Source organism: Sulfitobacter sp. GN1-4, assembly GCF_055693825.1.
Window position 1 is genome coordinate 3,592,862 of the sequence record NZ_JBVFUQ010000003.1, and the last position, 21,463, is coordinate 3,614,324.

General features: G+C 57.7%; 20 protein-coding genes, 1 tRNA gene and 3 pseudogenes. 12 read left to right on the top strand and 12 right to left on the bottom strand.

Translation table 11 applies throughout. From position 1 onward, the window contains the following. Positions 1 to 11 precede the first annotated feature (11 nt). The 7 genes from ACZ1HM_RS18355 to ACZ1HM_RS18385 form a co-directional block, all read right to left on the bottom strand. The gene (locus tag ACZ1HM_RS18355; RefSeq protein WP_472744064.1) at positions 12 to 1,106 is read right to left on the bottom strand and encodes an MBL fold metallo-hydrolase; all 1,095 of its coding nucleotides are present in this window, start codon (positions 1,104 to 1,106) and stop codon (positions 12 to 14) included. Continuing rightward, positions 1,087 to 1,731, bottom strand: a complete 645-nt coding sequence (locus ACZ1HM_RS18360; protein WP_472744065.1) for a hypothetical protein — start codon at positions 1,729 to 1,731, stop codon at positions 1,087 to 1,089. Before ACZ1HM_RS18360 ends, ACZ1HM_RS18355 begins: the two co-directional genes overlap by 20 nt. Beyond that, positions 1,728 to 2,438: a hypothetical protein gene (locus ACZ1HM_RS18365; RefSeq protein ID WP_472744066.1), complete on the bottom strand. Its 711-nt coding sequence runs from the start codon at positions 2,436 to 2,438 to the stop codon at positions 1,728 to 1,730. Before ACZ1HM_RS18365 ends, ACZ1HM_RS18360 begins: the two co-directional genes overlap by 4 nt. A gap of 141 nt (positions 2,439 to 2,579) precedes the next feature. Beyond that, a tRNA-Arg gene (locus tag ACZ1HM_RS18370) sits at positions 2,580 to 2,656 on the bottom strand. Between the two features lie 67 nt (positions 2,657 to 2,723). Further along, positions 2,724 to 4,109 (bottom strand): sensor histidine kinase, encoded by a 1,386-nt coding sequence (locus ACZ1HM_RS18375; RefSeq protein ID WP_472744067.1) that lies wholly within the window; start codon positions 4,107 to 4,109, stop codon positions 2,724 to 2,726. Between the two features lie 57 nt (positions 4,110 to 4,166). Further along, complete coding sequence (locus ACZ1HM_RS18380) at positions 4,167 to 5,585, bottom strand: dihydrolipoyl dehydrogenase family protein (protein ID WP_472744068.1); 1,419 nt, start codon at positions 5,583 to 5,585, stop codon at positions 4,167 to 4,169. Beyond that, positions 5,582 to 6,319 (bottom strand): TVP38/TMEM64 family protein, encoded by a 738-nt coding sequence (locus ACZ1HM_RS18385; protein WP_472744069.1) that lies wholly within the window; start codon positions 6,317 to 6,319, stop codon positions 5,582 to 5,584. Before ACZ1HM_RS18385 ends, ACZ1HM_RS18380 begins: the two co-directional genes overlap by 4 nt. Positions 6,320 to 6,617: 298 nt before the next feature. Between ACZ1HM_RS18385 and rpmH the strand changes: the two genes are divergently transcribed. The 3 genes and pseudogenes from rpmH (at position 6,618) to yidD (ending at position 7,415) form a co-directional block, all read left to right on the top strand. Next, entirely contained in the window at positions 6,618 to 6,752 is a 135-nt protein-coding gene (rpmH, locus tag ACZ1HM_RS18390) for a 50S ribosomal protein L34 (protein ID WP_036181318.1), read from the top strand. 23 nt (positions 6,753 to 6,775) lie between these two features. Beyond that, on the top strand, positions 6,776 to 7,201 hold the full coding sequence (rnpA, locus tag ACZ1HM_RS18395) for a ribonuclease P protein component (protein WP_472744070.1): 426 nt from the start codon (positions 6,776 to 6,778) through the stop codon (positions 7,199 to 7,201). Continuing rightward, positions 7,198 to 7,415 (top strand): annotated as a pseudogene (yidD, locus tag ACZ1HM_RS18400) (membrane protein insertion efficiency factor YidD). The gene rnpA and the pseudogene yidD overlap by 4 nt, the downstream one beginning before the upstream one ends. A 170-nt stretch (positions 7,416 to 7,585) precedes the next feature. Here the strand turns inward: yidD and ACZ1HM_RS18405 are convergent. After that, positions 7,586 to 8,530 (bottom strand): alpha/beta hydrolase, encoded by a 945-nt coding sequence (locus ACZ1HM_RS18405; RefSeq protein WP_472744071.1) that lies wholly within the window; start codon positions 8,528 to 8,530, stop codon positions 7,586 to 7,588. Between the two features lie 206 nt (positions 8,531 to 8,736). On the opposite strand from ACZ1HM_RS18405, the gene ttcA reads away from it, so the two are divergent. The 9 genes and pseudogenes from ttcA (at position 8,737) to ACZ1HM_RS18450 (ending at position 16,775) form a co-directional block, all read left to right on the top strand. Continuing rightward, positions 8,737 to 9,564, top strand: coding sequence for a tRNA 2-thiocytidine(32) synthetase TtcA (ttcA, locus tag ACZ1HM_RS18410; protein WP_472744072.1), 828 nt, complete (start codon positions 8,737 to 8,739; stop codon positions 9,562 to 9,564). Between the two features lie 114 nt (positions 9,565 to 9,678). Continuing rightward, positions 9,679 to 11,220, top strand: coding sequence for a putative bifunctional diguanylate cyclase/phosphodiesterase (locus ACZ1HM_RS18415; protein WP_472744073.1), 1,542 nt, complete (start codon positions 9,679 to 9,681; stop codon positions 11,218 to 11,220). A 171-nt stretch (positions 11,221 to 11,391) separates the two neighbouring features. Next, positions 11,392 to 13,242: a membrane protein insertase YidC gene (yidC, locus tag ACZ1HM_RS18420; RefSeq protein ID WP_472744074.1), complete on the top strand. Its 1,851-nt coding sequence runs from the start codon at positions 11,392 to 11,394 to the stop codon at positions 13,240 to 13,242. A 174-nt stretch (positions 13,243 to 13,416) separates the two neighbouring features. Then, positions 13,417 to 13,866 carry an MOSC domain-containing protein gene (locus tag ACZ1HM_RS18425; RefSeq protein WP_472744075.1) on the top strand — a complete coding sequence of 150 codons (450 nt, stop codon included), beginning with the start codon at positions 13,417 to 13,419 and terminating at the stop codon, positions 13,864 to 13,866. After that, the gene (locus ACZ1HM_RS18430; RefSeq protein WP_472744664.1) at positions 13,818 to 13,994 is read left to right on the top strand and encodes a hypothetical protein; all 177 of its coding nucleotides are present in this window, start codon (positions 13,818 to 13,820) and stop codon (positions 13,992 to 13,994) included. Before ACZ1HM_RS18425 ends, ACZ1HM_RS18430 begins: the two co-directional genes overlap by 49 nt. After that, a complete protein-coding gene (gene yihA, locus ACZ1HM_RS18435) occupies positions 13,991 to 14,644 on the top strand; it encodes a ribosome biogenesis GTP-binding protein YihA/YsxC (protein WP_472744076.1) in 654 nt (217 codons plus the stop codon). Before ACZ1HM_RS18430 ends, yihA begins: the two co-directional genes overlap by 4 nt. 122 nt (positions 14,645 to 14,766) lie before the next feature. After that, positions 14,767 to 15,630, top strand: a complete 864-nt coding sequence (gene argB, locus ACZ1HM_RS18440) for an acetylglutamate kinase (protein WP_472744077.1) — start codon at positions 14,767 to 14,769, stop codon at positions 15,628 to 15,630. Next, positions 15,627 to 16,279 (top strand): annotated as a pseudogene (locus ACZ1HM_RS18445) (ferredoxin). The gene argB and the pseudogene ACZ1HM_RS18445 overlap by 4 nt, the downstream one beginning before the upstream one ends. A 1-nt stretch (position 16,280) precedes the next feature. Further along, positions 16,281 to 16,775: a SixA phosphatase family protein gene (locus tag ACZ1HM_RS18450; protein WP_472744078.1), complete on the top strand. Its 495-nt coding sequence runs from the start codon at positions 16,281 to 16,283 to the stop codon at positions 16,773 to 16,775. Positions 16,776 to 16,884: 109 nt separating this feature from the next. Here the strand turns inward: ACZ1HM_RS18450 and ACZ1HM_RS18455 are convergent, their stop codons facing one another. The 4 genes and pseudogenes from ACZ1HM_RS18455 to ACZ1HM_RS18470 all read right to left on the bottom strand — a co-directional run bounded on the left by ACZ1HM_RS18455 (position 16,885) and on the right by ACZ1HM_RS18470 (position 21,373). Beyond that, positions 16,885 to 17,652, bottom strand: coding sequence for an amino acid ABC transporter ATP-binding protein (locus ACZ1HM_RS18455; protein WP_472744079.1), 768 nt, complete (start codon positions 17,650 to 17,652; stop codon positions 16,885 to 16,887). Positions 17,653 to 17,702: 50 nt separating this feature from the next. After that, a pseudogene (locus ACZ1HM_RS18460) lies at positions 17,703 to 18,990 on the bottom strand (amino acid ABC transporter permease). 1 nt (position 18,991) lies between these two features. Next, entirely contained in the window at positions 18,992 to 20,230 is a 1,239-nt protein-coding gene (locus ACZ1HM_RS18465) for an amino acid ABC transporter permease (protein ID WP_472744080.1), read from the bottom strand. 126 nt (positions 20,231 to 20,356) lie between these two features. Then, a complete protein-coding gene (locus tag ACZ1HM_RS18470) occupies positions 20,357 to 21,373 on the bottom strand; it encodes an amino acid ABC transporter substrate-binding protein (RefSeq protein ID WP_472744081.1) in 1,017 nt (338 codons plus the stop codon). Between the last annotated feature and the right edge of the window lie 90 nt (positions 21,374 to 21,463).

Sequence of the window (21,463 nt, forward strand, 5' to 3'; positions counted from 1 at the left end):
GGCGGGTGGTTTTACGCTACCTTTGCTGCACCACCAAAAATCTCCACAGTTCGGCTTTCAAAACGATCAGGCGTCCATCTAACTCTAACTTGGCCAGGCTCAAAGACAGCTGGTTTCAAGCTAACACCGCTCTTTCGAATTTCTCGCAAGACCTCACTCTCATATCGGGACTTAAGACTGATCTCCTTTTCGCTTGTTATGTAGGTTTCGGCCGAGAGTTTATCTATCCGTTTAAGGTCAGTTTCCTTCGGAAGGCGTCCACTGCCTAAAGCCCAGGGTGTGATAATGGAGATAGGATCCGGAAGGAGCAGGTCGGACCAAACACCATCATGATGTGCGCCTGCGGAACCATGGTGAGGCACCTTAAAGAGGTTTGCCTTCTTTTGTGAGCTGTCCCTTAGTGTAAGAACAGCACTCCAACCTACTAGTGCGTCGTTGTGCTCCTCAAGATCAGCGCCCAGTAAAGAAAGTTCATCGCCAACCTGAAGCAAAGCAGCGACTGAAAGGTCATTTCTACCTTTGCTTGCTATTCGACCTTTGGCCAATTTGTCTAAAGCTCTAACCCAATCCGGAACCGAAGCCAGGAACCTAGTAAACTGTTCTCGTGACGGTGAAAGCGCACGCAACTCAACTGGCTTTCCGTGAGCTAGGATACCTTTCTCCCATTCGGCAGCGATTGAGTTTTCACCTAAGACTCGTAGCAAGTTGCCGTGTTCGGCAGCGTGCTCCAAACACTTTAGCATCTCGGTGCCGCCGCGATCCAGTCTCGATACAGGTTGATTGTCAAAGCTAGCTAGCAGCGCCACAAACTCTGCTTCTGTAAGCGCAGAGCTGTGACATAGGATTGCTGAAGGAGATGCGGCCAAAATTCCGCTCAATCCTCTAATGTGATCGTCATGCCAATGTGTAGCAAGTATGTGAGTTACGCCAACAGCCGGATCTACTCCAATACCGTCAAGGTAACTCAACGCCACTGGCCTTGACGTGTGGTCGAGGCAGGAGTCAATCACGACCCAATTGCCTGACCCTACATGGCAAAGGATACACTCCCCAAACCCAGGACCAAAGACACTGAGCTCTATTTGGTCAGGATCCGGTGCGGTCATCCCACGAAATTTTGCTTAGGAGTTGCTCGGCATTTGAAATCTCGCGGGAGTGCTCTTTCAAAGAGTGGGCAGGTAGCCGTCGGAAGTGAATCTGAGACACACGTTGCTTCACTCCGTTGGGCAGTTTTTGGATGCCTATCGACCAGCGAATGACCGCGCCAAGCTCCAAGTGCTGTTTCTGATATTCATCAAGGTCACTAATTTGAAAAATGCCTTCATCCATTGGCAACGAACTATCACCAAAAACTGGCACCAGTGCGACGTAGAAACACTCGGTATCAATATGATGAATTGCTCCTTCCCACTCAGCAATCGAGTTAAATTGCCGTTGTGATCGCAAGAACAATGGCTCCTGCCTGAGAGAAAGGGGTGCAACTAAATCATCAATATCTAGATCAACTACGACACTTGAAACACCAGTTAGCTGATCACGTTCTTCCAATTCTAGATCAGTAGTATTCGGGAGTTTCTTAGTTGAAATATGCTTGGGTACTCTCTGGTAGTCGTGCGCCAGATTCCCAACGAAATCTACCTCAGACATACTCAATTCTAAACTGTCGCCAGAATAATCGGAGTTCTTATAGCGAAAATCGAAAATTGGGTTCCTGGCCCGTGCGGTATTCATTTCTGCCCCTGAACCATAAAGTGATTACAAATTTCCATTGCTTCAAGAGTCAGTACATCAAAGTTCTGCGAGATCATATGAGCCGCCCATTTTGCTCCCACGTGGATCTCGGGTTGTAATGATGTATGGTGGAAATTCACTGACACAAACACCCCTTCATCACCCTTTAGTCTTCCCGATGGCTGTATGGATACGTTTGTGCTTATTGAAACATCTTCCCGATCATCAACTCGCTGCATGGTGATGTTTCTCATGCCGCCTGGCTTAAGAGAGCCTGTGTTTCCCAATAATTCCTCACCAAACCGCCCCCATGGCTCAACCGGCGCAAGAAGCCGACCAAGGGATTGCCGCTTCTCTTTTGTTGGCAAGTTGAAGTGCATCTGTAAGTTGACTCCAAATGCTCTAACTGGGGTATGCATCAAATACTCCCCAAATAGTAAATTTACTTTATCTGCAATCTGAACAAATGGTGATGTGTTTGTGTGAATCTGAAAACGGCCCTTCTCGATCAGATACCGTGTTCCGTCGATCACAAAGCGTGAAATGTCTTCGTGGATCACATCTACTTCAGTCTCATTGCCAGCCGTCTCGAGCTCAATGCCCTGTGTAAAAAGCCATGTTGGGTTAAAGATTGCCGGGTTGAAATTGCCGATCATCACAATGCTCGACTCGATTTCTTCCGGCTCAATGGTCAACTGATTTGTCATCGGTCCTACTAGTTTACTTCCAAAGCGGTGTGTCAAGGGCGCACTCACCACTAGTCCGGAAATCAAATTTGGTAGGAAACTTGGTAGATCACCGCAGGGTGCGCCTATTTTCCTTTAAAATCAATGACTTGCTTGGAGAAGTGGCGGACCGAGGAGGATTCGAACCCCCGACCCCTTGATTCGTAGTCAAGTACTCTATCCAGCTGAGCTATCGGTCCACTGCCGCGCGGTTTAGTCGGCCTGCCCGGGCTTTGCAAGCCCAAGTTTTGCTTTCTGCACCAAGAGCTAGAGCGCGCCGTCGCCTTTGGGCAAAACCAGACGGAAGGTCGTCCCGCTTTCATCTGTTTTGACCAGCGAAAGATTGCCGCCGTGGCCTTTGATCAGCTCCGCCGCAATCGCAAGCCCCAGGCCAGAGCCGCCCTTGCGGGCGCTGCCTTGGAACGGGGTGAACAGATGCTCTTGCGCTTTGGGCGGCAGGCCTGGGCCGGTGTCGCAGATATCAATCTGCCAGGTTGTTTCGTTATCCTGGGCGATCAGACCAATCTCGCCCCCTTTGCCCGTCGCAGCCAGTGCTTGGCGTGCGTTGCGGATGATGTTGGAAATCACCCGGTAAAGCTGTTCTGGATCGGCGCGCACGGTCAGACCCACAGGGATATCCGCGCCAAAGCTGATGGGGTGTTCGGCAATGGCCAGCCGTTCCCCTTCGATCACATCATCCACCAGCTCAGCCAAGGACACCATGGTCAACGTCGGCCCAGGCTCTTCCGCTTTGCCAAAGGCCAGCGTGCTTTCGCACAAATGAACCGCCCGCGTGATAGAGCCCACAAGTTTCGGGGCCATACGTTTCACGATCGGGTCTTCTGACATCTCGATCCGGTCCGTGAAAAGCTGCGCTGAGGTCAGGATGTTGCGCAGATCATGGCTGATCTTGCTGACGGCTGAGCCCAATTGCGCCAAACGCTCTTTTTGCTTCAGCGATTGGGTCAGGTCGGTCTGCAACGTCCGCAACGCCACTTCCGCTTCGCGCAATTCTGTCACCCCGGCAGAGGGTTCGATGATGCGGCGCGCGTCCTCAGGGGCCTCAGCATAGCGTTGCATGTGGCCCACAACGCCTTTGATCGGCTTTAGGATCAGCGCGCGCATCGCGATAAACAGCAACACCGCCGTGATGATCGAGATCACCGCAGACAGGATCAGAATACGGATGCCGTAATCAATCATCGCCATCCGCAGCGGCTCGGTCTCCATGGTGATTTCAATCAACAGCCCCGCTTCGCGAACCGGCGCACCGATCACCCGGATCACTTCGTTCTCCGGCGTGACCATGCGCAGCATCGCGTCCCGGATCAGGATCAGCGCCGTGGCATCGCGTAAATCAAAGGTCTGGCTGATGGATTGCGGCATGGAGGACGACAGCATCAACTGCCGTACCTCATCGCGCCGCAGCACCACGTTAAAGACCTGCGCATTCTCCAGCAGCTCATACTCCAGATCCGGGTCAAGCATGTCATCCGCCAACAGCGCAAGCGAGGCGATCTGCGCCCGTTCCAGACGGTTCAGCATGTAATCTTCGCGAAACCGCGCGATGGAGGGCACGAAAATCAGCACCTCGGCAATCATCACAAAGACCGTAGTAAGGATCAGCAGCCGACCGGACAGGGAGTTGATCATGAATGCCCTATCCGTCTGTGCAGAACGACCAAAGGTGGAAGGCGCGGTGCACGCAGGTCACGGCAGATACCGCTGCACGAAACGCACAACCTTTTTGACACGATCACTTTCAAACAGCCGCGGGCCAAAATAGGCACCAGCGGCCCGTTTGTTGATCTCACCTATGGTTGGGTACGGGGCGACCATGGCCGCAATTTGGCTCATCTTCATTCGGTTGGCCAGTGCCAAGGCCCAAAGGTTGATCAACTCACCCGCCTGATAGCCAACGATAGAGGCCCCAACGGGGCGGCCTTTGACCACCATGACTTTGATCAACCCCTTGGTTTTCCGCTCCGCAATTGCCCTGTCGTTATGGTGATAGGGAAAGCGGACAACCTCCAGGTTTGTGCCATGCGCTTTCTTGGCCTCAGCCTCGGTCAGGCCCACCTGAGCCAATTCAGGATCCGTATAGGTCGCCCAGGGGATATGAGCCGTCTTGGCCTTCGACGGCAAACCAAAGAGCATGGAGCGGATGATCACGCCCGCATGGTATCCCGCAACATGTGTGAACTGCAGCCCACCGGCGACATCGCCAATGGCGTAGACCTTTTTGTTGCTGGTGCGCAGGGCGGCATCCACTTCGATCCCGGTGCGGGAAGGTGTGATGCCCGCTTTTTCCAGATCCAGCTTGTCAGTGTTCGATTTGCGGCCAACGGCCATCAACAGATGCGAGCCCTTGAACACGCGCCCATCTTTGGCCTCCACCTCAATCGCGCCAGCCGAGCCGCGGATTTCAGCGGCAAGCGCATCTTCTTCAATAACGACACCTTCATCGCGCAAACTGTCCAGCACGACGCGCGCCATCTCCGGGTCGTCCTTGCCCAGCGCCTTGGCTCCTTCGATCACGGTCACCTTGCTGCCCAGCCGAACATGCGCCTGCGCCATCTCCATGCCGATGGGGCCGCCCCCGATAATCAACAGATGTTCGGGCTGCTCACGCAGGTTAAACAGGGTCTCATTGGTTTCATAAGGCACCTTGTCCAACCCGGGGATCGGCGGCACCAGCGGCGATGATCCGGTGGCAATCACCACGCGCCTTGCGGTGATCACGGTGTCACCGGCCTGAACCTCGGTTTTGGAAATAAACCGCCCGTATTCCCGGATCACCTTGACGCCAAACCCTTCAAACCGTTCCTGGCTGTCCATCGGCGCGATCTGCGCGATCACATCTGCCACATGATCCTTGGCCGCAGCATAATCGACCTTAGGGGCCACATCTTTCACCCCGTAGGCTGCACTGTGCTGCTGGCCATAAGCCGCCTTGCCGCTGGCGATCAGCGCCTTGGAGGGCACGCAACCGAAATTGAGGCAATCACCCCCCATTTCATGCCCTTCCAGCAACACCACATCCGCGCCCATCTGTGCCGCACCGGCCGCCACGGACAACCCACCAGAGCCTGCGCCAATCACCAGCACATCTGTCTTGATCCGGTTCATTTGATAAGTTCCTTCTTTCCGGTCACCGCCTTGATGACCACCGGCATGAGCGACAATGCGGTCAGGCCCAAAATTGGCAGAATGATATGCGGCTCAAAGATAATGCCCAAATCCGGCGTCTCGCCCCTGGCAAACACCTCACCCAGCCCCGCGCCAACCGAGGTAAAGACCAAAGTGCCGGGCATGATCCCAAGAAAGGTCGAAATCGCATAGCGATAAAGCGGCACGCCCAAAAACGCAGGCAACAAGTTGGCCACAAAAAACGGCACCGCAGGCACCAAACGGATAAAGAACAGCATCGACCACTGGTTTTCATCAATGCCTTTCTTGACCTTGGCCACCAATCCATCAGACGCATCCATGCGCGCCTTCAACCGGTCGCCCAACCCCATGCGGGCGGCCAAAAATATCAAAACCGCACCGATGGTCGCCCCCACCACGTTCAAGCTGGTGCCCAGCAGCGTGCCGAACAAAAAGCCCCCCGTCAGCGTGACAATCAACGCACCCGGCAATGAGAACGCCACCACAACAACGTAGACCAGCACAAAGCCCAGCACCGACAACACCACATTGCTGTCGCGCAGCGCGATCAGGGCCTCACGGTTGTCACGCAACGCCTCAAAGCTGAGGTAGTCGCGCAAGGTGAACGCGCCAATCGCCGCGACAGCAAGGATCGCAATTAGGGGCAGGTACCGCCCAATGCCGGTTTTGCGGGTTTCAGTCATTTCTGTCATTTGGCACCATCCTTTGGGAAAGACACGGCATTTCTTTCACTCTAGATGGCGGCTTGCGCGCCTGTGCGATAGCCCGATCACAACCGCTTGACTTTGAGTGTAGGATTTCGTGTGCATTTGCCCCTCTGAGTGCGCAATTGAAACAAACCCGGGTCTGGATTTGGTGAAAATGTTGCAATCAGCGCCGAATTTCACGCCCCAAGGGTTTGACTTGCCCAACAGCCACCAGTAGAGAGCGGGCTTGAATTGCCGCTGCGGGCCGAATCCGCCTGGCAGCTAGATAAATGGAGACGGAGCGATGAAACGCACCTTTCAGCCTTCCAACCTCGTGCGCAAACGGCGCCATGGTTTTCGCGCGCGTATGGCCACCAAAGCAGGCCGCAAGATCCTGAACGCACGCCGTGCCCAGGGCCGCAAGAAGCTGAGCGCCTAAACCCGCCAGCGCCAAGGTAAAGTATGACACCGCCGGAGGCCCCAACGGATGGCACCACCGCCGCCGAGAGGGACATGCCTCCGGCGGTTTCTTTGCGTCTTGAGGTTATCCAGAAGCGCGCCGATTTCCAGCGCGCCGCGCGGGCGGCCCATGTCGCGAAACCCGGCTTTGTGCTGCAGATGCGCAAACGCGGTGCCGCCGAACCGCCAGGCGCTGACGTGATGCGAATGGGCTTCACCTGCTCCAAAAAGGTCGGCAACGCCGTGGCGCGCAACCGCGCCAAACGCAGGCTGCGCGAAATCGCCCGACTGGGGCTGGGCGCAAATGGCAAACCGGGACATGATTATGTGCTGATCGGCCGCAAAGGGGCCACCGCCACCCTGCCTTTTGCGCAGCTTCAAGCAGACTTTCAATCGGCCCTCAATCGCCTACATCACACCAGATCATGAGCCCCCTCGCCCATATCCTGGCCCTGCCCGTGCGCGCCTACCGGCTGATTTTCAGCCCATGGGTCGGACACAACTGCCGCTACCACCCCACCTGTAGCGCCTATGCGCTGGAGGCCTTGGCAAAACACGGCGGCCTAAAAGGCGGCTGGCTCACCGCACGCCGCATCCTGCGCTGCCACCCTGGGGTGCCAGCGGCATCGACAACGTGCCCTAAATCAAAAGGGCCAAAGGGTTGCGCATTACCAAATGCGCCAGCTGCAATGCCCCGCCACAGAAACCCAAACCCGCAACAATGGTTTTGCCCACGCCCCCGGCTTCATCTTTCCTCTACAACTCCTGCACACCGCCTGCCCCCCGCGCACCCCCTGCGACAAAACGCAAACCTCAAACCAACACCATATTCCCCCGATCGCCCAACTGACGGGTCGGGATCATCTCACGGTCCACCTCCCCTTTGATGGTGTGCATCAGGTCCTGCATCAGCGTGTCATCGTAAAAATACCAAGTGTGGGCGGCATAAGGCAGATCGGCAAAATTCGCCTGATGCGCCTCAAAGTGATTGCCAGTGTTCACGTTTACCGCCTGCGCAGGCATCTCTTCGGGGATGCCCACCCGGCCCACGCGCGGCGACACGCCCACGCGTTTGACGTTGGACAGGGTCAGCACATTGTCAAACGGGTTGAAGTAATTCGTCAGACGCACGCAATGGCGATAAAGCGAGCTGGACTTTGACTGCCCCGCCCGCATGGAACTGGCCGAGACATCCCCCGACAGCACCATCACCTGGCTCACCGACCAACTGCGCCCCGCGATGGCGGGCCGGTCATCGGCGTCATCAAACGCCTCTCGCACCACATAGGCCCCCATCGAATGGGCCAGCAGATGCAGGTTGATGTGGCAGTCGGGCGTTTGCAGGGCGGCAAAGCTGGAGATGCCTTCATCCACCAGCCGCAGCGCCGTCATCTTGGCATCGGTGCGGTCTTCCAGATAGTTCAGCGCACTGCTGGCGCTGGGCCAGTCAAAGCTGATCACCACGCCCTCAAACCCATGCTTTTCCAACCCCTTACGCAGCAAACGCTGACGTTTCAGCATCTCCTCTTGCGAGGTATTGAAGCCATGCACATAAAGCACGATGTCGCCCACAGGCCCGTCATCTTGGGGCCCATGCTTTGACGCCTCAACAATCTGCTTTACCCATTCGGTTTTCTTGATCCGGTGATCCGGCGAAGGCACCTTGCTGCCCGCTGGCACGGCCAGAAAATGATTGGCCCCCGGCTCATTCGAAAAAGCGCCACTGCGGATGCTGCGGACGGTAAAAATATAGTCCATGTTAATCTCCTGTTCTAAAATGCCCGCAAGGTAGCATATCACGCATAACTAGAACACCGCAGGCTGCCCGTGAAACCGTTGAACGGCCACCGCCAATGTTCTAGAGCAAAGCCTATGGCGCTGACTTGTTCCCCCGGCCCAAGATCAAAAGGGGGGCCATGATACGCTACGATTTGGGTGAAATGCCGTTCGCTTTAAGGGACCCCATGCTTGATCAATCTGATGAAATCCACCCGCTGTTTCATGGCGCGCCGCAAACGACTGAGTTCAAAAAACTCCGCAAACGGCTGGTCCGCTATACCCGCGAGGCGATTGATCAATACGGCATGATCGAGCCGGGCGGCAAATGGCTGGTCTGTCTGTCGGGCGGCAAGGACAGCTATACACTGCTGGCCATCCTGCATGAGTTGCAATGGCGCGGCCTGCTGCCGGTTGAGCTTTTGGCCTGCAACCTCGACCAAGGCCAGCCGGGCTTTCCCGCGACGGTCTTGCCTGAGTTTCTTGCGCAAATGGAGGTGCCGCACCGGATTGAATACCAAGACACCTATTCCATCGTGATGGACAAAATCCCCCAAGGCCGCACCTTTTGCGCGCTCTGTTCGCGCCTGCGCCGGGGCAATCTCTACCGGATTGCCCGTGAAGAAGGTTGTACCGCCGTGGTTTTGGGCCACCACCGCGACGACATCCTTGAGACGTTTTTTATGAACCTCTTTCATGGGGGCCGCTTGGCAACGATGCCGCCCAAGCTGGTGAACGAAGAAGGCGATCTTTTTGTCTACCGCCCGCTGGCCCATGTTGCCGAAGTGGATTGCGAAAAATTCAGCACTGCAATGAATTACCCGATCATTCCATGTGATCTGTGTGGCTCTCAGGACGGGCTGCAGCGACAGCAGGTCAAACAGATCCTAGATGGCTGGGAAGCCAACAGTCCGGGCCGCCGCCAGGTGATGTTCCGCGCCTTGATGAACGCGCGGCCCTCACACCTATTGGACCCCAAACTGTTCGATTTTGCGGGCCTTACGCGGGAAACCTAGAGAATTTTAGATAATTTCCGCTTGTCTAACGCCCTCGCGTTAACCCACGCACCACCTCTTTGATCTTTACTTGCCTCAATCGCGGCTTTGCGCGCCGCCTTGAGGAGATTGATTATGGTGCCGCCTCGGCCTTCATTTATCGCTCATGCGCGAAAATTGGGCATTCACAACCTCTGGCGCCCCGTCGCCCTTGCGTTTTTGCCCGCCATTTGCCTGGCCGCTTATTGGTTCGTCGGCGAAAGCGGCCTGATCTTCCTGGCCGGTTTGATCCCGATCTTGTTTCTGATCAGCGGGTCTTTTCAACCCAATGCCAGTTTTTCAAAAGACGCCGGCATCGGGCCACAGCAGCGCCCCGTTTTTGAAGAACTCGCCGAACAGATATATCAGCAAGCCCAGCAAAAGGACCTGAACAGCGCCGCGTTCTATGTTGTGATTGAGGAATTTGACCAGGTTGTGGAACGCTATGGCCACGCGGCGGCCAATACGGTCAGCCAGCGGGTTGGCGAACGCCTGCAATCGGCGCTGCGACGGGTCGACCGTGTTGGCCAAATGGGTGAGGCGCGATTTGCCATCTGCACTGCGCCGGTCGCGTATTTGGATTTGGAAAGCTGCATCCAACTGGCAGGCCGCCTGCAAACCGCTGCCGAAGAACCGCTGTCGCTTGATGGCACATCCATCTACATTTCCGTGTCCATTGGCTTCTGCCAACTTGATCGCGCCCCGCGCGGCAGCTGTGCTGAGTGGTTGAACGCCGCCGCCCTGGCGCTGCGCGAAGCGAAAAGCCATGGGCCCTCCGCCATCCGCGCCTTCACAGAACAAATGCGCGTCAGCGCCCAGGCCCGCGTGGATCTCTGCGAAGATGTCGTCAAAGCCCTGGAAGGCGGGCAGATCCTTCCCTGGTTTCAGCCGCAAATCTCAACGGATACGGGCCAAATCAGCGGTTTTGAGGCGCTCGCCCGTTGGGATCACCCCAATCGCGGGCTGATCGCCCCGTCTGAGTTTCTGCCCGCGGTCGAACAAGCGGGCCAGTTGGAGCGTTTGGCAGAAGTGATGATGTACCACGCCTTTACCGCGTTAAAGGCCTGGGACAGTGCCGGGCTCAACATCCCCCAGATCGGCGTGAATTTCGCCGGGCCAGAGCTGAGCAATCCGAACCTTGTCGACAAACTGTCATGGGAGTTTGACCGCTTTGAGCTGACGCCAAACCGGCTGGCGGTTGAGGTGCTGGAAACCGTCGTGGCCAGCACCTCCGATGACGTGATCACCCGCAACATCAAGGCCTTGGGCGAATTGGGCTGCCGAATTGATCTGGACGACTTTGGCACCGGGCAGGCCTCCATCGCATCAATCCGCCGCTTCGCGGTCTCACGCATCAAAATCGACCGGTCATTTGTGATGAAAGCCGACCGCGATCCAGAACAACAACGCATGATCAGCGCCATCCTGACCATGGCCGAAAGGCTACAGATTGAAACCTTGGCAGAGGGTGTTGAAACCGTCGGGGAACATGTTCTTCTTGCGCAGCTGGGCTGTGACCACGTCCAGGGTTTTGGCATCGGACGCCCCATGCCTTTTGACCAAACACTGGATTGGATCACCCGCCACACCGACAAGCTGGAAGATGTTCCGCGGCTGATGAACGGCAAAGGGCCATAGCCCCGTCTGGCCCTCTGACGCGGCAAAGCTGGCGCAGCGTACAAAAACATCTGTTTTCAAGGCCGCTCTTGCCCTTTTTCTGTGCTGCAATTGGGCCGATTCCACTTGACCTTTCGCGCCGCACTCTGTTGAACCACCCTAGTTTTCAGCAGCATTCAGGTGGCGCTCCTTATGGACGATCAGAACAAGAACCTCCTCCTTGCGACGGGTCTCAGCTTTGTTGTGATCCTGATCTGGTTTGTGCTTTTCCCACCACCTGAACCTGACACCCCCCTTGACGGCACGGTCGAAACCGCCGCCCAGGCCGAAGCGGACGCCAGCGTCCCCGTGGCCCCAGACGCCAGCTCCGAGACGGCCAGCATCGCGCCCAGCGATGACAGCAGCGCCAGCTTTGAAAACGCCGTGCGTGTGCCCATCGAAACACCGCGCCTGACCGGCTCGGTGTCGCTGGTTGGCGGCCGGGTGGACGACCTGAAACTGAAAGATTACCGCACCACCGTTGATCCTGATGCGCCCATCGTCACCATGCTGTCGCCACAAGGCACGATTGATGCCTATTACGCGCTTCAAGGGTGGGCCGCCGGCAACGGCATCGCCGCAGACGCGGTGCCCGGCCCCAACACCGAATGGACGCTAACCTCAGGCGAAACGCTTGGCGTGGACAGCCCCGTCACCCTGTCCTGGGATAACGGCGCGGGCCAGGTCTTTGGCCGCACGATCTCTGTTGATGCCGACTATATGTTCTCGCTCACGCAAAGCGTGACCAACAACGGGGGTGAGCCTGTCACCCTGGCCCCCTACGGCATGGTCGTTCAACACACCGAACCTGACGATCTGGAAAACTTCTTTATCCTGCACGAAGGGGCGGTTGCCATCGCAGATGAAGAGCTGATCGAAACCGATTGGGCCGACATTGCTGAGGCTGAGGTGAACGCCACCTGGGGCCGCCAGGCCATCGTGCAAGAGGGCGTGACCCAAGGCTGGGTCGGCTTTACCGACCACTTCTGGCAGGCCATCCTGATCCCAAGTGCGGGCCAAACCTTTGACCAGGCGCTGACCTATGACGCCCGCGCGGACGTCTACCGCGCGGTCACCCGCCTGCCCACTCAAACCATCGCAGCCGGTCAAAGCAGTGAAGTGACAACGCAGCTTTTCGCTGGTGCGAAAGAATGGGCAATCCTGCGCGAATACGAAGCCGCAGGTGTGACCAAATTCATCGACAGCATCGACTGGGGTTGGTTCTTTTTCCTGACAAAACCCATCTTCTGGCTGCTGCACGAATTGAACAAACTCATCGGCAACATGGGCTGGGCCATCATCGGCCTGACCCTGATCATCAAAGCGGTTCTCCTGCCGCTGGCCTATAAATCCTACGTATCCATGGCCAAGATGAAGGAACTCCAGCCCGAGATGGAGAAGCTGAAAGAGCAAGCAGGCGATGACCGGCAAAAGCTCCAGCAAGGCATGATGGAACTGTATAAGAAGGAAAAGGTGAACCCCGCCGCGGGCTGTTTGCCCATCCTGTTGCAGATCCCAATCTTCTTCTCGCTCTACAAGGTGATCTTTGTCACGATTGAACTGCGCCACGCCCCTTGGTTCGGCGTGTTCCAAGATCTCTCCGCCCCTGATCCGACCTCCATTTTCAACTTCTACGGCCTGCTGCCCTGGGACGCACCTGAGCCCACGAGCCTGATGGCGCTCATCTTTATCGGCATCCTGCCGCTGTTGTTGGGCATCTCCATGTGGCTCCAGCAAAAGCTGAACCCGGCACCCACCGACCCCACCCAGCAGATGATCTTTGCCTGGATGCCTTGGGTCTTCATGTTCATGCTGGGCGGCTTTGCCTCAGGCCTCGTCGTCTACTGGATCGCCAACAACACGATCACCTTCGTGCAGCAGTACCTGATCATGCGCAGCCAGGGCTACAAACCTGACCTGCTGGGCAACATCAAGTCGAGCTTCAAGCGCAAGGCGAAAGCCGCCAACGATCCTAAGGAGCCCGCCAAGAAGGGCAGCAAGTGATGCAAGTTTCTGCGCTCTGGCGGTATCCCATCAAAAGCCACGGGCGCGAAAGCATCGAAAAAGTGGCGTTGACGGCCAATCAAACCATGCCCTGGGACAGGGCACTGGGCTGTCACCCATGAGGCCACGCAACCAGACGCCCAATCAGGCGCTTGGGTGCAATGCCACAACTTCATGATCGGTGCCCGCACCCCGGCCCTTGCCGGGCTCTGGGCCAAGCTCGATGAGGCGGCACAGCAAATCACCCTCACCCATCAGGACCTGGGCGAGCTCACCTTTGGCCCCGACACGCCCGAGGGCGAGGCAGCATTCCTTGCATGGATCGCGCCGCTCTGCCCCGAAAACCGCAGCCGCCCTTCCGGGATCCTGCGCGCGACCCAGCGCGCCATGACCGACAGCCCCCTGCCCACCCTCTCGCTGATGACAACAGCCTCGCACGATGCAGTGGCCCAAACCCTCGGCGGCCCGCTGGAGGCTGAGCGCTGGCGCGGCAACATCTGGCTGGAGGGCACCGCCCCCGGGAAGAGTTCAGCTGGATCGGTCATGAAATCCGCATCGCAGATGCCGTTCTGCGGATCGAAGAACGCATCGAACGCTGCAGCCATACCACCGCCAACCCCCTGACCGGCCAACGCGATACAGACACGCTCGGCGCGCTGGAACGCAACTTTGGCCATGTCGATTTTGGCGTACAGGCCCGCGTCATCCAAGGCGGCACAATCCAAATCGGAGATAAGGCCACCCGCCTATGACATCCCTGCCCTTCCCCATCGCCGAAGAACCAGATCCGCAAACCGCCGAAGCGGGCCGCCTGCTTTTTGCCGGTGAAACCACCTTTGTCAAAGGTGTTGTGGCCATGTCTGGCCTGCCTGAACCAGACCGGCTGGAGGTCTGCTTTGCAGGGCGCTCAAACGTGGGCAAATCTACCCTGATCAACGCGCTGACGGGCATGAAGGCGCTGGCCCGCGCCTCCAACACGCCGGGCCGCACGCAAGAGATCAACTTTTTCACCGCCGGGGATGCGCATTACCTGGTTGACCTGCCAGGCTACGGCTACGCCAACGCCCCGCTTCCCGTGGTTGAGAAATGGCAACGCCTGCTGAAACAATACCTCTCAGGGCGGCAAACCCTGCGCCGCGCCTTTGTGCTGATCGACGCCCGCCACGGCGTCAAGAAAGTGGATGCCGAAATCCTCAGCCTGCTGGACAGCGCCGCAGTTACTTTTCAGGTGGTGCTCACCAAGGCCGACAAGGTCAAAGAAAAAGAACGCGCGAAAATCCTTGATCAGGTCCGTACGGCCCTCTCCAAACACCCCGCAGCCTACCCTGAAATCGTTGTGACAAGCTCCGAAAAGGGCTGGGGTATTCCCACCCTCCGATCCATCATCGCAACGCTGGAATAAGCACGCGCTACCGCGCTTCATCTTTCCTCTACAACTCACAGCAACACCAGCGCCAAACGCGCCATTTACCATGTGGTCAATCCCGCCCAACTTTCTATGATCCCGCTCAAAGAGGTCTGACCATGAGAACCCAAGACATGAACCGCGATTGGATCACCACAGCCCAAACCCTCAGCCAGGCCCTGCCCTATATGCAGCGCTATGCCGGGGCCACCGTCGTCATCAAATTGGGCGGTCACGCCATGGGCAGCGATGCGGCGATGGCCGACTTCGCCCGCGATGTGACCCTGATGCGCCAGGTCGGCGTGAACCCGGTGGTGGTGCACGGCGGCGGGCCGATGATCAATGAAATGCTCAAACGGCTTGAGATCAAATCTGATTTCGTGAACGGCAAACGCGTGACAGATGCGGCCACCATGGAAGTGGTGGAAATGGTCCTCTCCGGCTCTGTCAATTCACGGATCGTGCAGGCCATCGCAGCACAGGGCGGACGCGCGGTGGGCCTGTCGGGCAAGGACAGCGCGCTCATCACCTGCGAGGCCGAAGATCCAGCCCTGGGCCTCGTCGGCAAACCCGTCAAGGTGGACCCGACCGTGCTGACAGACCTGTCTGACAAAGGGATCATTCCGGTCATCGCCCCCTTGGGCATGGGCACGCAGGGCGAGACGTTCAACATCAATGGCGACACCGCCGCCGGCACCATCGCCTCTGCGCTTCAGGCAGACCGGCTTTTGTTGCTGACCGATGTCGCTGGCGTCAAAAACGCCGAAGGCGAGGTGCTGACCGATCTGACCGCCACCCAAATTGAAACCTTGATCACCGATGGCACCATCGCGGGCGGTATGATCCCCAAAGTTCAAACCGCGCTGGATGCGCTGGCGGGCGGTGTCCGCGCGGCCGTGATCATTGATGGCCGCGCGCCCAACGCCTGCCTGTTGGAGCTTTTCACCGATCACGGTGCGGGCAGCATCATTCGCCGCGGATGACATACGCCGCCTTGCAAGACGCCGCAAAGGCGCGCCACCTGACAATCCTGGGCGGGTTCCACCCCCAGGCAGACGACGCTGTGCCAGATCAGTGTCAGACCCTGCTGATGCTGGGCCCGGATGAGCCGGGGTTCTGGCCCATGTTCACCGCCAGCCCGGAATGGCAAGACGGGGCAGCAGACCCGATGGACCGCTGGTCCACCCGCGTCATTGGCAGCTGGGCCAAAGACCTTGGCGCCACCGCGCTCTATCCCTTCGGCGGCCCGCCATTTCAGCCGTTTTATTCCTGGGCACTGCGCACCGGCCGCACCCACAGTTCACCTGTGCAACTGCTGGTCCATGATACGGCTGGCCTTTTCGTGTCCTTCCGGGGGCCCTGGCCCTGCCCCAGCATATTGATCTGCCAGAGCCGCCACCGAACCCCTGCAACAGCTGTGCGGGCCAACCCTGCCGCAACAGTTGCCTGTCGGATGCATTGACCCCTGCGGGCTATGACGTGCCGAAATGTAAAGACTTTCTTTCTACCCATGAGGGAAAATCCAATATGGATAAGGGCTGCAATGTGCGTCGCAGTTGTCCAGTTTCACAAATCTACGGGCGCATCCCAGCGCAATCTGCGTATCATATGAAGCAGTTTGCAGGGAGATGATATGAAGCGACTGATCCTGATGCGCCATGCCAAATCGGATTGGTCAGGTGGGCCGAGCAACGATCATGACCGCCCGCTCAATCCACGCGGCAGGCGCGCGGCGGCAGCCTTGGGCGATTGGTTGCGCCAGAATGAGCTGATCCCCGATCAGGTGCTTGTATCCACGTCCGTGCGCACCCAGGAAACGCTGTTGCGGCTGGACCTGCCCGATGATGTCCGCGCGCAGCTGCTCAAACATCTCTACCTGGCAAGCGCCCCAACGATTTTGCAAACCCTGCACGGGGCCACCGGCGACTGCGTTCTAATGCTTGGCCACAACCCCGGTATCGGCGTTGCCGCAGAGGAGTTTGTGAAAACGGCCCCCGGCCATCCGCAATTCCACCAATACCCCACCGGGGCCACATTGGTGGCTGACTTCGATATCGACGATTGGGAAAGAGCCACCTGGGGCAAAGCCTTCGTCAGACATTTCGTCGTCCCGCGTGAGATGCGCTAGGCCGGGTATCCGGTCCCCCAATCAGACCCGCCCCCACGAAAAACGCGCCGCCCTGCAAAGGCGACGCGCTTGATTTTGCATAAACGGGCCGGGGTCCCCCGGCACCGGCTTAGTGCCCCAGGATCTGGCTCAGGAACAGCTGCGTCCGTGGGGATTGTGGGTTATTAAAGAAGGCCTCAGGCTCATTCTGCTCCACGATCTGACCTTCATCCATAAAGATCACGCGGTTCGCCACCTGACGGGCAAAGCCCATCTCGTGCGTCACGCAAAGCATGGTCATGCCCTCTTCGGCCAGCTCGATCATTGTGTCGAGCACCTCTTTGATCATCTCAGGGTCCAACGCTGAGGTCGGTTCATCAAACAGCATGATGCGCGGCCGCATGCAGAGCGAGCGGGCAATCGCCACACGCTGCTGCTGACCACCCGACAACTGACCGGGGTATTTATTGGCCTGATCCGGGATCTTTACCTTTTCCAGGAAATGCATCGCCGTTTCTTCGGCCTCTTTCTTGGGCGTCTTGCGCACCCAGATCGGCGCCAGCGTGCAGTTCTCCAGGATCGTCAGATGCGGGAACAGATTGAAGTGCTGAAAGCACATGCCAACCTCTGAGCGGATCTTGTCGATGTTCTTGAGGTCTGAGGACAACAGCGTGCCGTCCACCTCAATGGAGCCCTTCTGATGCTCTTCCAGTGCGTTAATGCAGCGGATGAGCGTTGATTTACCTGAACCAGATGGTCCGCAAATCACGATCCGTTCGCCTTGGAACACCGTCAGGTCAATGTCCCGCAGCACGTGGAACGCGCCGTACCATTTGTTCATCTTCTGGATCGTAATCGCGACTTCGTCGGATACTTTCAACTTTGCAGCTTCGGCCATATCTCTAGCCCTTTCTATTTTCTAAGCGCGACCGCGTTAATTTGCGCGGATCAGCGGTGATCAGTTGCAAGGCGGCGTTCCAGCCACTGCGAATATTGTGAGATGCCGTAGCAAACGACGAAGAAGACAACACAGGCAAAGCCCAGAAGCTCCCAGTAGACGCCGTTCCATTCGGTCGAGGCCAGGATCGGCCCGCGGATCATGCCGAGGATATCGAACATGGAAATCACGGAAACCAATGTGGTGTCTTTGAACAGACCCACGGCGATGTTCACGATGCCCGGAATGGAGATCTTGAGCGCCTGTGGCAGGATGATCAGGCGCATCGCCTGCGGGTAATCCAGCCCCGAAGGAATCCGCCGCCTCATACTGCCCCTTGGGCAGAGCGGCCAGACCACCCCGGATCACCTCAGCGATATAGGCCGAGGAAAAGAGCGTGATCATGATCACCACCCGCAGGAACAGATCCACACCGGATCCGGGCGGGAAGAAATACGCCAGCATCACGTTGGCCACAAACAAGAGCGTGATCAGCGGCACGCCGCGAACGAACTCAATAAAGACCACACAGATCCACTTGATCAGCGGCATGGAGGACTGACGCCCCAGCGCCAGCGCAATGCCGATGGGCAAGGACAGGGACACACAGGTCACACCCAGCATCATGTTCAGCATATAGCCGCCCATATCGCGGGAAGGCACAGCCTCCAACGCCAGGACATTGGCCGCAGGCCCGGTGATGTAGCCCGACAGCGACCACACAACAATCGCCGCAGCCACCCCGCCAAAGAAACCCGCCGCAAAGCTGACGCGCTCAAAGCGGATGTAGACAAAGTAGCCGACGATAAAGCCAACCAGCGCCAGCACCGGCACCAAAATGGTCCCGCCCCAGATCAGCCAATAGGCCACGAAGGGGAAAAGCCCCGTGATGATCAGCAACTTGCGCGGCAGGTCAAAAAACAGCACGGGCGCAATGGCCACCAGCATCAAAAGAAAGGCAACGGTGGGCCGCCAATAAAGCTCTGATGGATAGGTGAACCCAAACAGCAGCTGGTTCCAGCGTTCGGTCAGAACCGAAAAACAGCCCCCCGACACGCCCTGCAAAACCTCGCGGCATTCCGCCAGGCTGGACGTTGTCCAAACCCCGTTGAAAAGCCACGGAAACACGACCCGCAAGATCAGGAAGATCACGTAAAGCGATGCAATCGTCAGAAGGGCGTTGCCCCAAGTGGCGAAAAGGTTCTCGCGCAGCCATTTCACGATGCCCGTTTCCGCCGCCGGAGGGGCCTGCGGTGCAAGGCTTTCGGTGCGCACGAATGAGATGTTGGTATCGCTCATCTTAGCGCTCCTTCAGTTTCATGGCATTGTTGTAGACGTTCATGAATGCCGAAATCAGCAGGCTGATCGTCAGATAGAACAGCATCAACAACAACACGCATTCAATCGCACGGCCCGTCTGGTTCAGCGTGATGCCGCCCAGCGTCGCCGTCACATCGGCATAGCCCACGGCAATCGCCAGGGATGAGTTCTTGGTGATGTTGAGGTACTGTGAAATCAGCGGCGGGATGATCACCCGCAGCGCTTGCGGCAGAACCACCAGGCTCATGATCCGGTTGGGCCGCAGGCCCAGCGCGCCAGCCGCTTCGGTCTGGCCTTTGCTGACCGCCTGAATGCCCGCACGGACGTTTTCCGCGATGAAGGCACCGGTGTAGATCGACAGGGCGAACCACAGTGCAATCAGCGGGCCACCGATTTTGATGCCGCCTGCAAAGTTAAAGCCCTTGAGCTCAGGAATGTCCCAGGCCAGCCCCAGAATGGCCAGCAGCGCAATCAAAGGAACAAACCAAATAGCCAGGTTGACCCAAAGCGTGTTGGGCCGGATCCCGGTCGCGGCCTGCGTGGCATTGGCCCGCGCCGTCACCATGCGCGTGACGATCAGTGAGCCAATCAGCGTACCGATCACCAGCAGCCAGTTGACGATGCTGCCCTCTGCTCCGCCGATGCCACGGGTGAAATAGGGACCGGGCACATAAACGCCCCGGTTGGTAAAGGCGAACATGTCCAGCAACATGGTTGAGGCCGGATCATCGCCCCTGAACGCCCTCGGTCCAGGGAGCACCGCAATCATGATCGTAAAGATGATCACGATCCAAATCAGAACGGGGATGTTGCGGAAGATTTCCACATAGAACGCCATCAGCTTGCTGACCAACCAGTTGTTGGACAGGCGCAGCACCCCGGCCAGAACGCCCAGCACCGTGGCTGTGACACAGGCAAGGAACGCCACCAAAAGCGTGTTTAGGATGCCAACAACGGCCGCCCGCAGGTGCGTCGACTGGCTGGTGTAATCAACCAGCGTCTGGTTGATGTCATAGCCGGACGGCGATCCCAGAAATTCGTAAGAGATGTTGAGACCTGCAGCGCGCAGGTTCAGCATCAGGTTGCGGCCCAGATACCAGATCGCCAGCGCCAGCACGATCGCCGCAATTGCTTGCAATGTCGCGGATCGGTATCGCGTATCGTTCAACAGCATGGATAGCCGGAACGAGCCCCCTTGAGGGTCGGTGGTTGTCGACATCAGATTGTTCCCCGTGTGCCTGATCGTTGATTTTTATCAGCCCTTAAGAAGGCCCGTATCAGGTAAATTGTTTAGTCCCTTAAAGCGTTGGGGGCGCGGTCTGTGCCGCGCCCCCAATCGTCGTTCTTAGCGGAATGGTGGGCTGTAGAGCAGGCCGCCATCTGTCCACTGTGCGTTCAGGCCACGGGCCAGACCGATGGGTGTTTCTTCACCGATGTTCTTGGCAAAGATCTCACCATAGTTGCCCTGCGTCTCGATGGCGCGCTTGGCCCATTCTGCGTCCAGGCCGAGCATTTCGCCCAATGTGCCTTCGGAGCCCAGCAGACGTGCAACTTCTGGGTTGTTCGTGCTGGAGGACATTTCGCCCACGTTTGTGGAGGACACGCCCAGCTCTTCTGCTGTGATCAGAGCGTTCAGCGTCCAGCGGACCACGTCACCCCAGTCGTTGTCGCCGTGGCGAACAAGTGGGCCCAGTGGCTCTTTGGATACGATCTCTGGCAGCAGCGTGTGCGCTGTTGGATCTTCAAATGTCGCACGTGTCGCGGCCAGGCCGGATGCGTCAGTTGTGTAAACGTCGCATGCGCCAGCCAGGTACTGCTGCTGTGCTTCGGCGTTTGTTTCGATTGGCACAGGCTCATAGCTGATGTTGTTGGAGCGGAAGAAGTCCGCCAGGTTCAGCTCTGTTGTTGTACCGGTCTGAATGCAGACTGTCGCACCGTCCAGTTCCTTGGCAGAAGATACGCCCAGGTCTTTTGGAACCATGAAGCCCTGACCGTCGTAGTAGTTCACGCCGACAAATTCAAACTTCAGGTCAACGTCCCGAGAGAACGTCCATGTGGTGTTACGTGCCAGCATGTCGATCTCACCAGAAGCGAGCGCCGTAAAGCGTGTCTTACCGGTTGTTGGAACGAATTCCACAGCGTTTGCATCGCCCAGAACAGCAGCAGCAACCGCGCGGCATACTGCAACGTCGAAGCCTTTCCATTCGCCGTTGGCGTCAGGTGCCGCAAAGCCCACCAGACCTGTGGTCACACCACAGTTCAGCGTGCCGCGCGCCTTAACGTCATCCAGCGTGCCCGCTGCCGCTGCACCAGCCGCAAGGCCGGCGACGGTTAGCGCGCCAAAGAATACAGATTTAGTCATTTTTACCTCTTCCTGATAGTCCGCCACGTGTTAGGGCGGTAATACCAACCGCATTGTGCAGCCAGTAGGTGATACATCACGGATTTTCCG

What these genes read in the sequence shown, in the direction of transcription:
- ACZ1HM_RS18355 (WP_472744064.1), bottom strand. Translation starts at nt 1,106, where the DNA reads ATGACCGCACCGGATCCTGACCAAATAGAGCTCAGTGTCTTTGGTCCT.
- ACZ1HM_RS18360 (WP_472744065.1), bottom strand. Translation starts at nt 1,731, where the DNA reads ATGAATACCGCACGGGCCAGGAACCCAATTTTCGATTTTCGCTATAAG.
- ACZ1HM_RS18365 (WP_472744066.1), bottom strand. Translation starts at nt 2,438, where the DNA reads ATGACAAATCAGTTGACCATTGAGCCGGAAGAAATCGAGTCGAGCATT.
- ACZ1HM_RS18375 (WP_472744067.1), bottom strand. Translation starts at nt 4,109, where the DNA reads ATGATCAACTCCCTGTCCGGTCGGCTGCTGATCCTTACTACGGTCTTT.
- ACZ1HM_RS18380 (WP_472744068.1), bottom strand. Translation starts at nt 5,585, where the DNA reads ATGAACCGGATCAAGACAGATGTGCTGGTGATTGGCGCAGGCTCTGGT.
- ACZ1HM_RS18385 (WP_472744069.1), bottom strand. Translation starts at nt 6,319, where the DNA reads ATGACAGAAATGACTGAAACCCGCAAAACCGGCATTGGGCGGTACCTG.
- rpmH (WP_036181318.1), top strand. Translation starts at nt 6,618, where the DNA reads ATGAAACGCACCTTTCAGCCTTCCAACCTCGTGCGCAAACGGCGCCAT.
- rnpA (WP_472744070.1), top strand. Translation starts at nt 6,776, where the DNA reads ATGACACCGCCGGAGGCCCCAACGGATGGCACCACCGCCGCCGAGAGG.
- ACZ1HM_RS18405 (WP_472744071.1), bottom strand. Translation starts at nt 8,530, where the DNA reads ATGGACTATATTTTTACCGTCCGCAGCATCCGCAGTGGCGCTTTTTCG.
- ttcA (WP_472744072.1), top strand. Translation starts at nt 8,737, where the DNA reads ATGCTTGATCAATCTGATGAAATCCACCCGCTGTTTCATGGCGCGCCG.
- ACZ1HM_RS18415 (WP_472744073.1), top strand. Translation starts at nt 9,679, where the DNA reads ATGGTGCCGCCTCGGCCTTCATTTATCGCTCATGCGCGAAAATTGGGC.
- yidC (WP_472744074.1), top strand. Translation starts at nt 11,392, where the DNA reads ATGGACGATCAGAACAAGAACCTCCTCCTTGCGACGGGTCTCAGCTTT.
- ACZ1HM_RS18425 (WP_472744075.1), top strand. Translation starts at nt 13,417, where the DNA reads ATGATCGGTGCCCGCACCCCGGCCCTTGCCGGGCTCTGGGCCAAGCTC.
- yihA (WP_472744076.1), top strand. Translation starts at nt 13,991, where the DNA reads ATGACATCCCTGCCCTTCCCCATCGCCGAAGAACCAGATCCGCAAACC.
- argB (WP_472744077.1), top strand. Translation starts at nt 14,767, where the DNA reads ATGAGAACCCAAGACATGAACCGCGATTGGATCACCACAGCCCAAACC.
- ACZ1HM_RS18450 (WP_472744078.1), top strand. Translation starts at nt 16,281, where the DNA reads ATGAAGCGACTGATCCTGATGCGCCATGCCAAATCGGATTGGTCAGGT.
- ACZ1HM_RS18455 (WP_472744079.1), bottom strand. Translation starts at nt 17,652, where the DNA reads ATGGCCGAAGCTGCAAAGTTGAAAGTATCCGACGAAGTCGCGATTACG.
- ACZ1HM_RS18465 (WP_472744080.1), bottom strand. Translation starts at nt 20,230, where the DNA reads ATGTCGACAACCACCGACCCTCAAGGGGGCTCGTTCCGGCTATCCATG.
- ACZ1HM_RS18470 (WP_472744081.1), bottom strand. Translation starts at nt 21,373, where the DNA reads ATGACTAAATCTGTATTCTTTGGCGCGCTAACCGTCGCCGGCCTTGCG.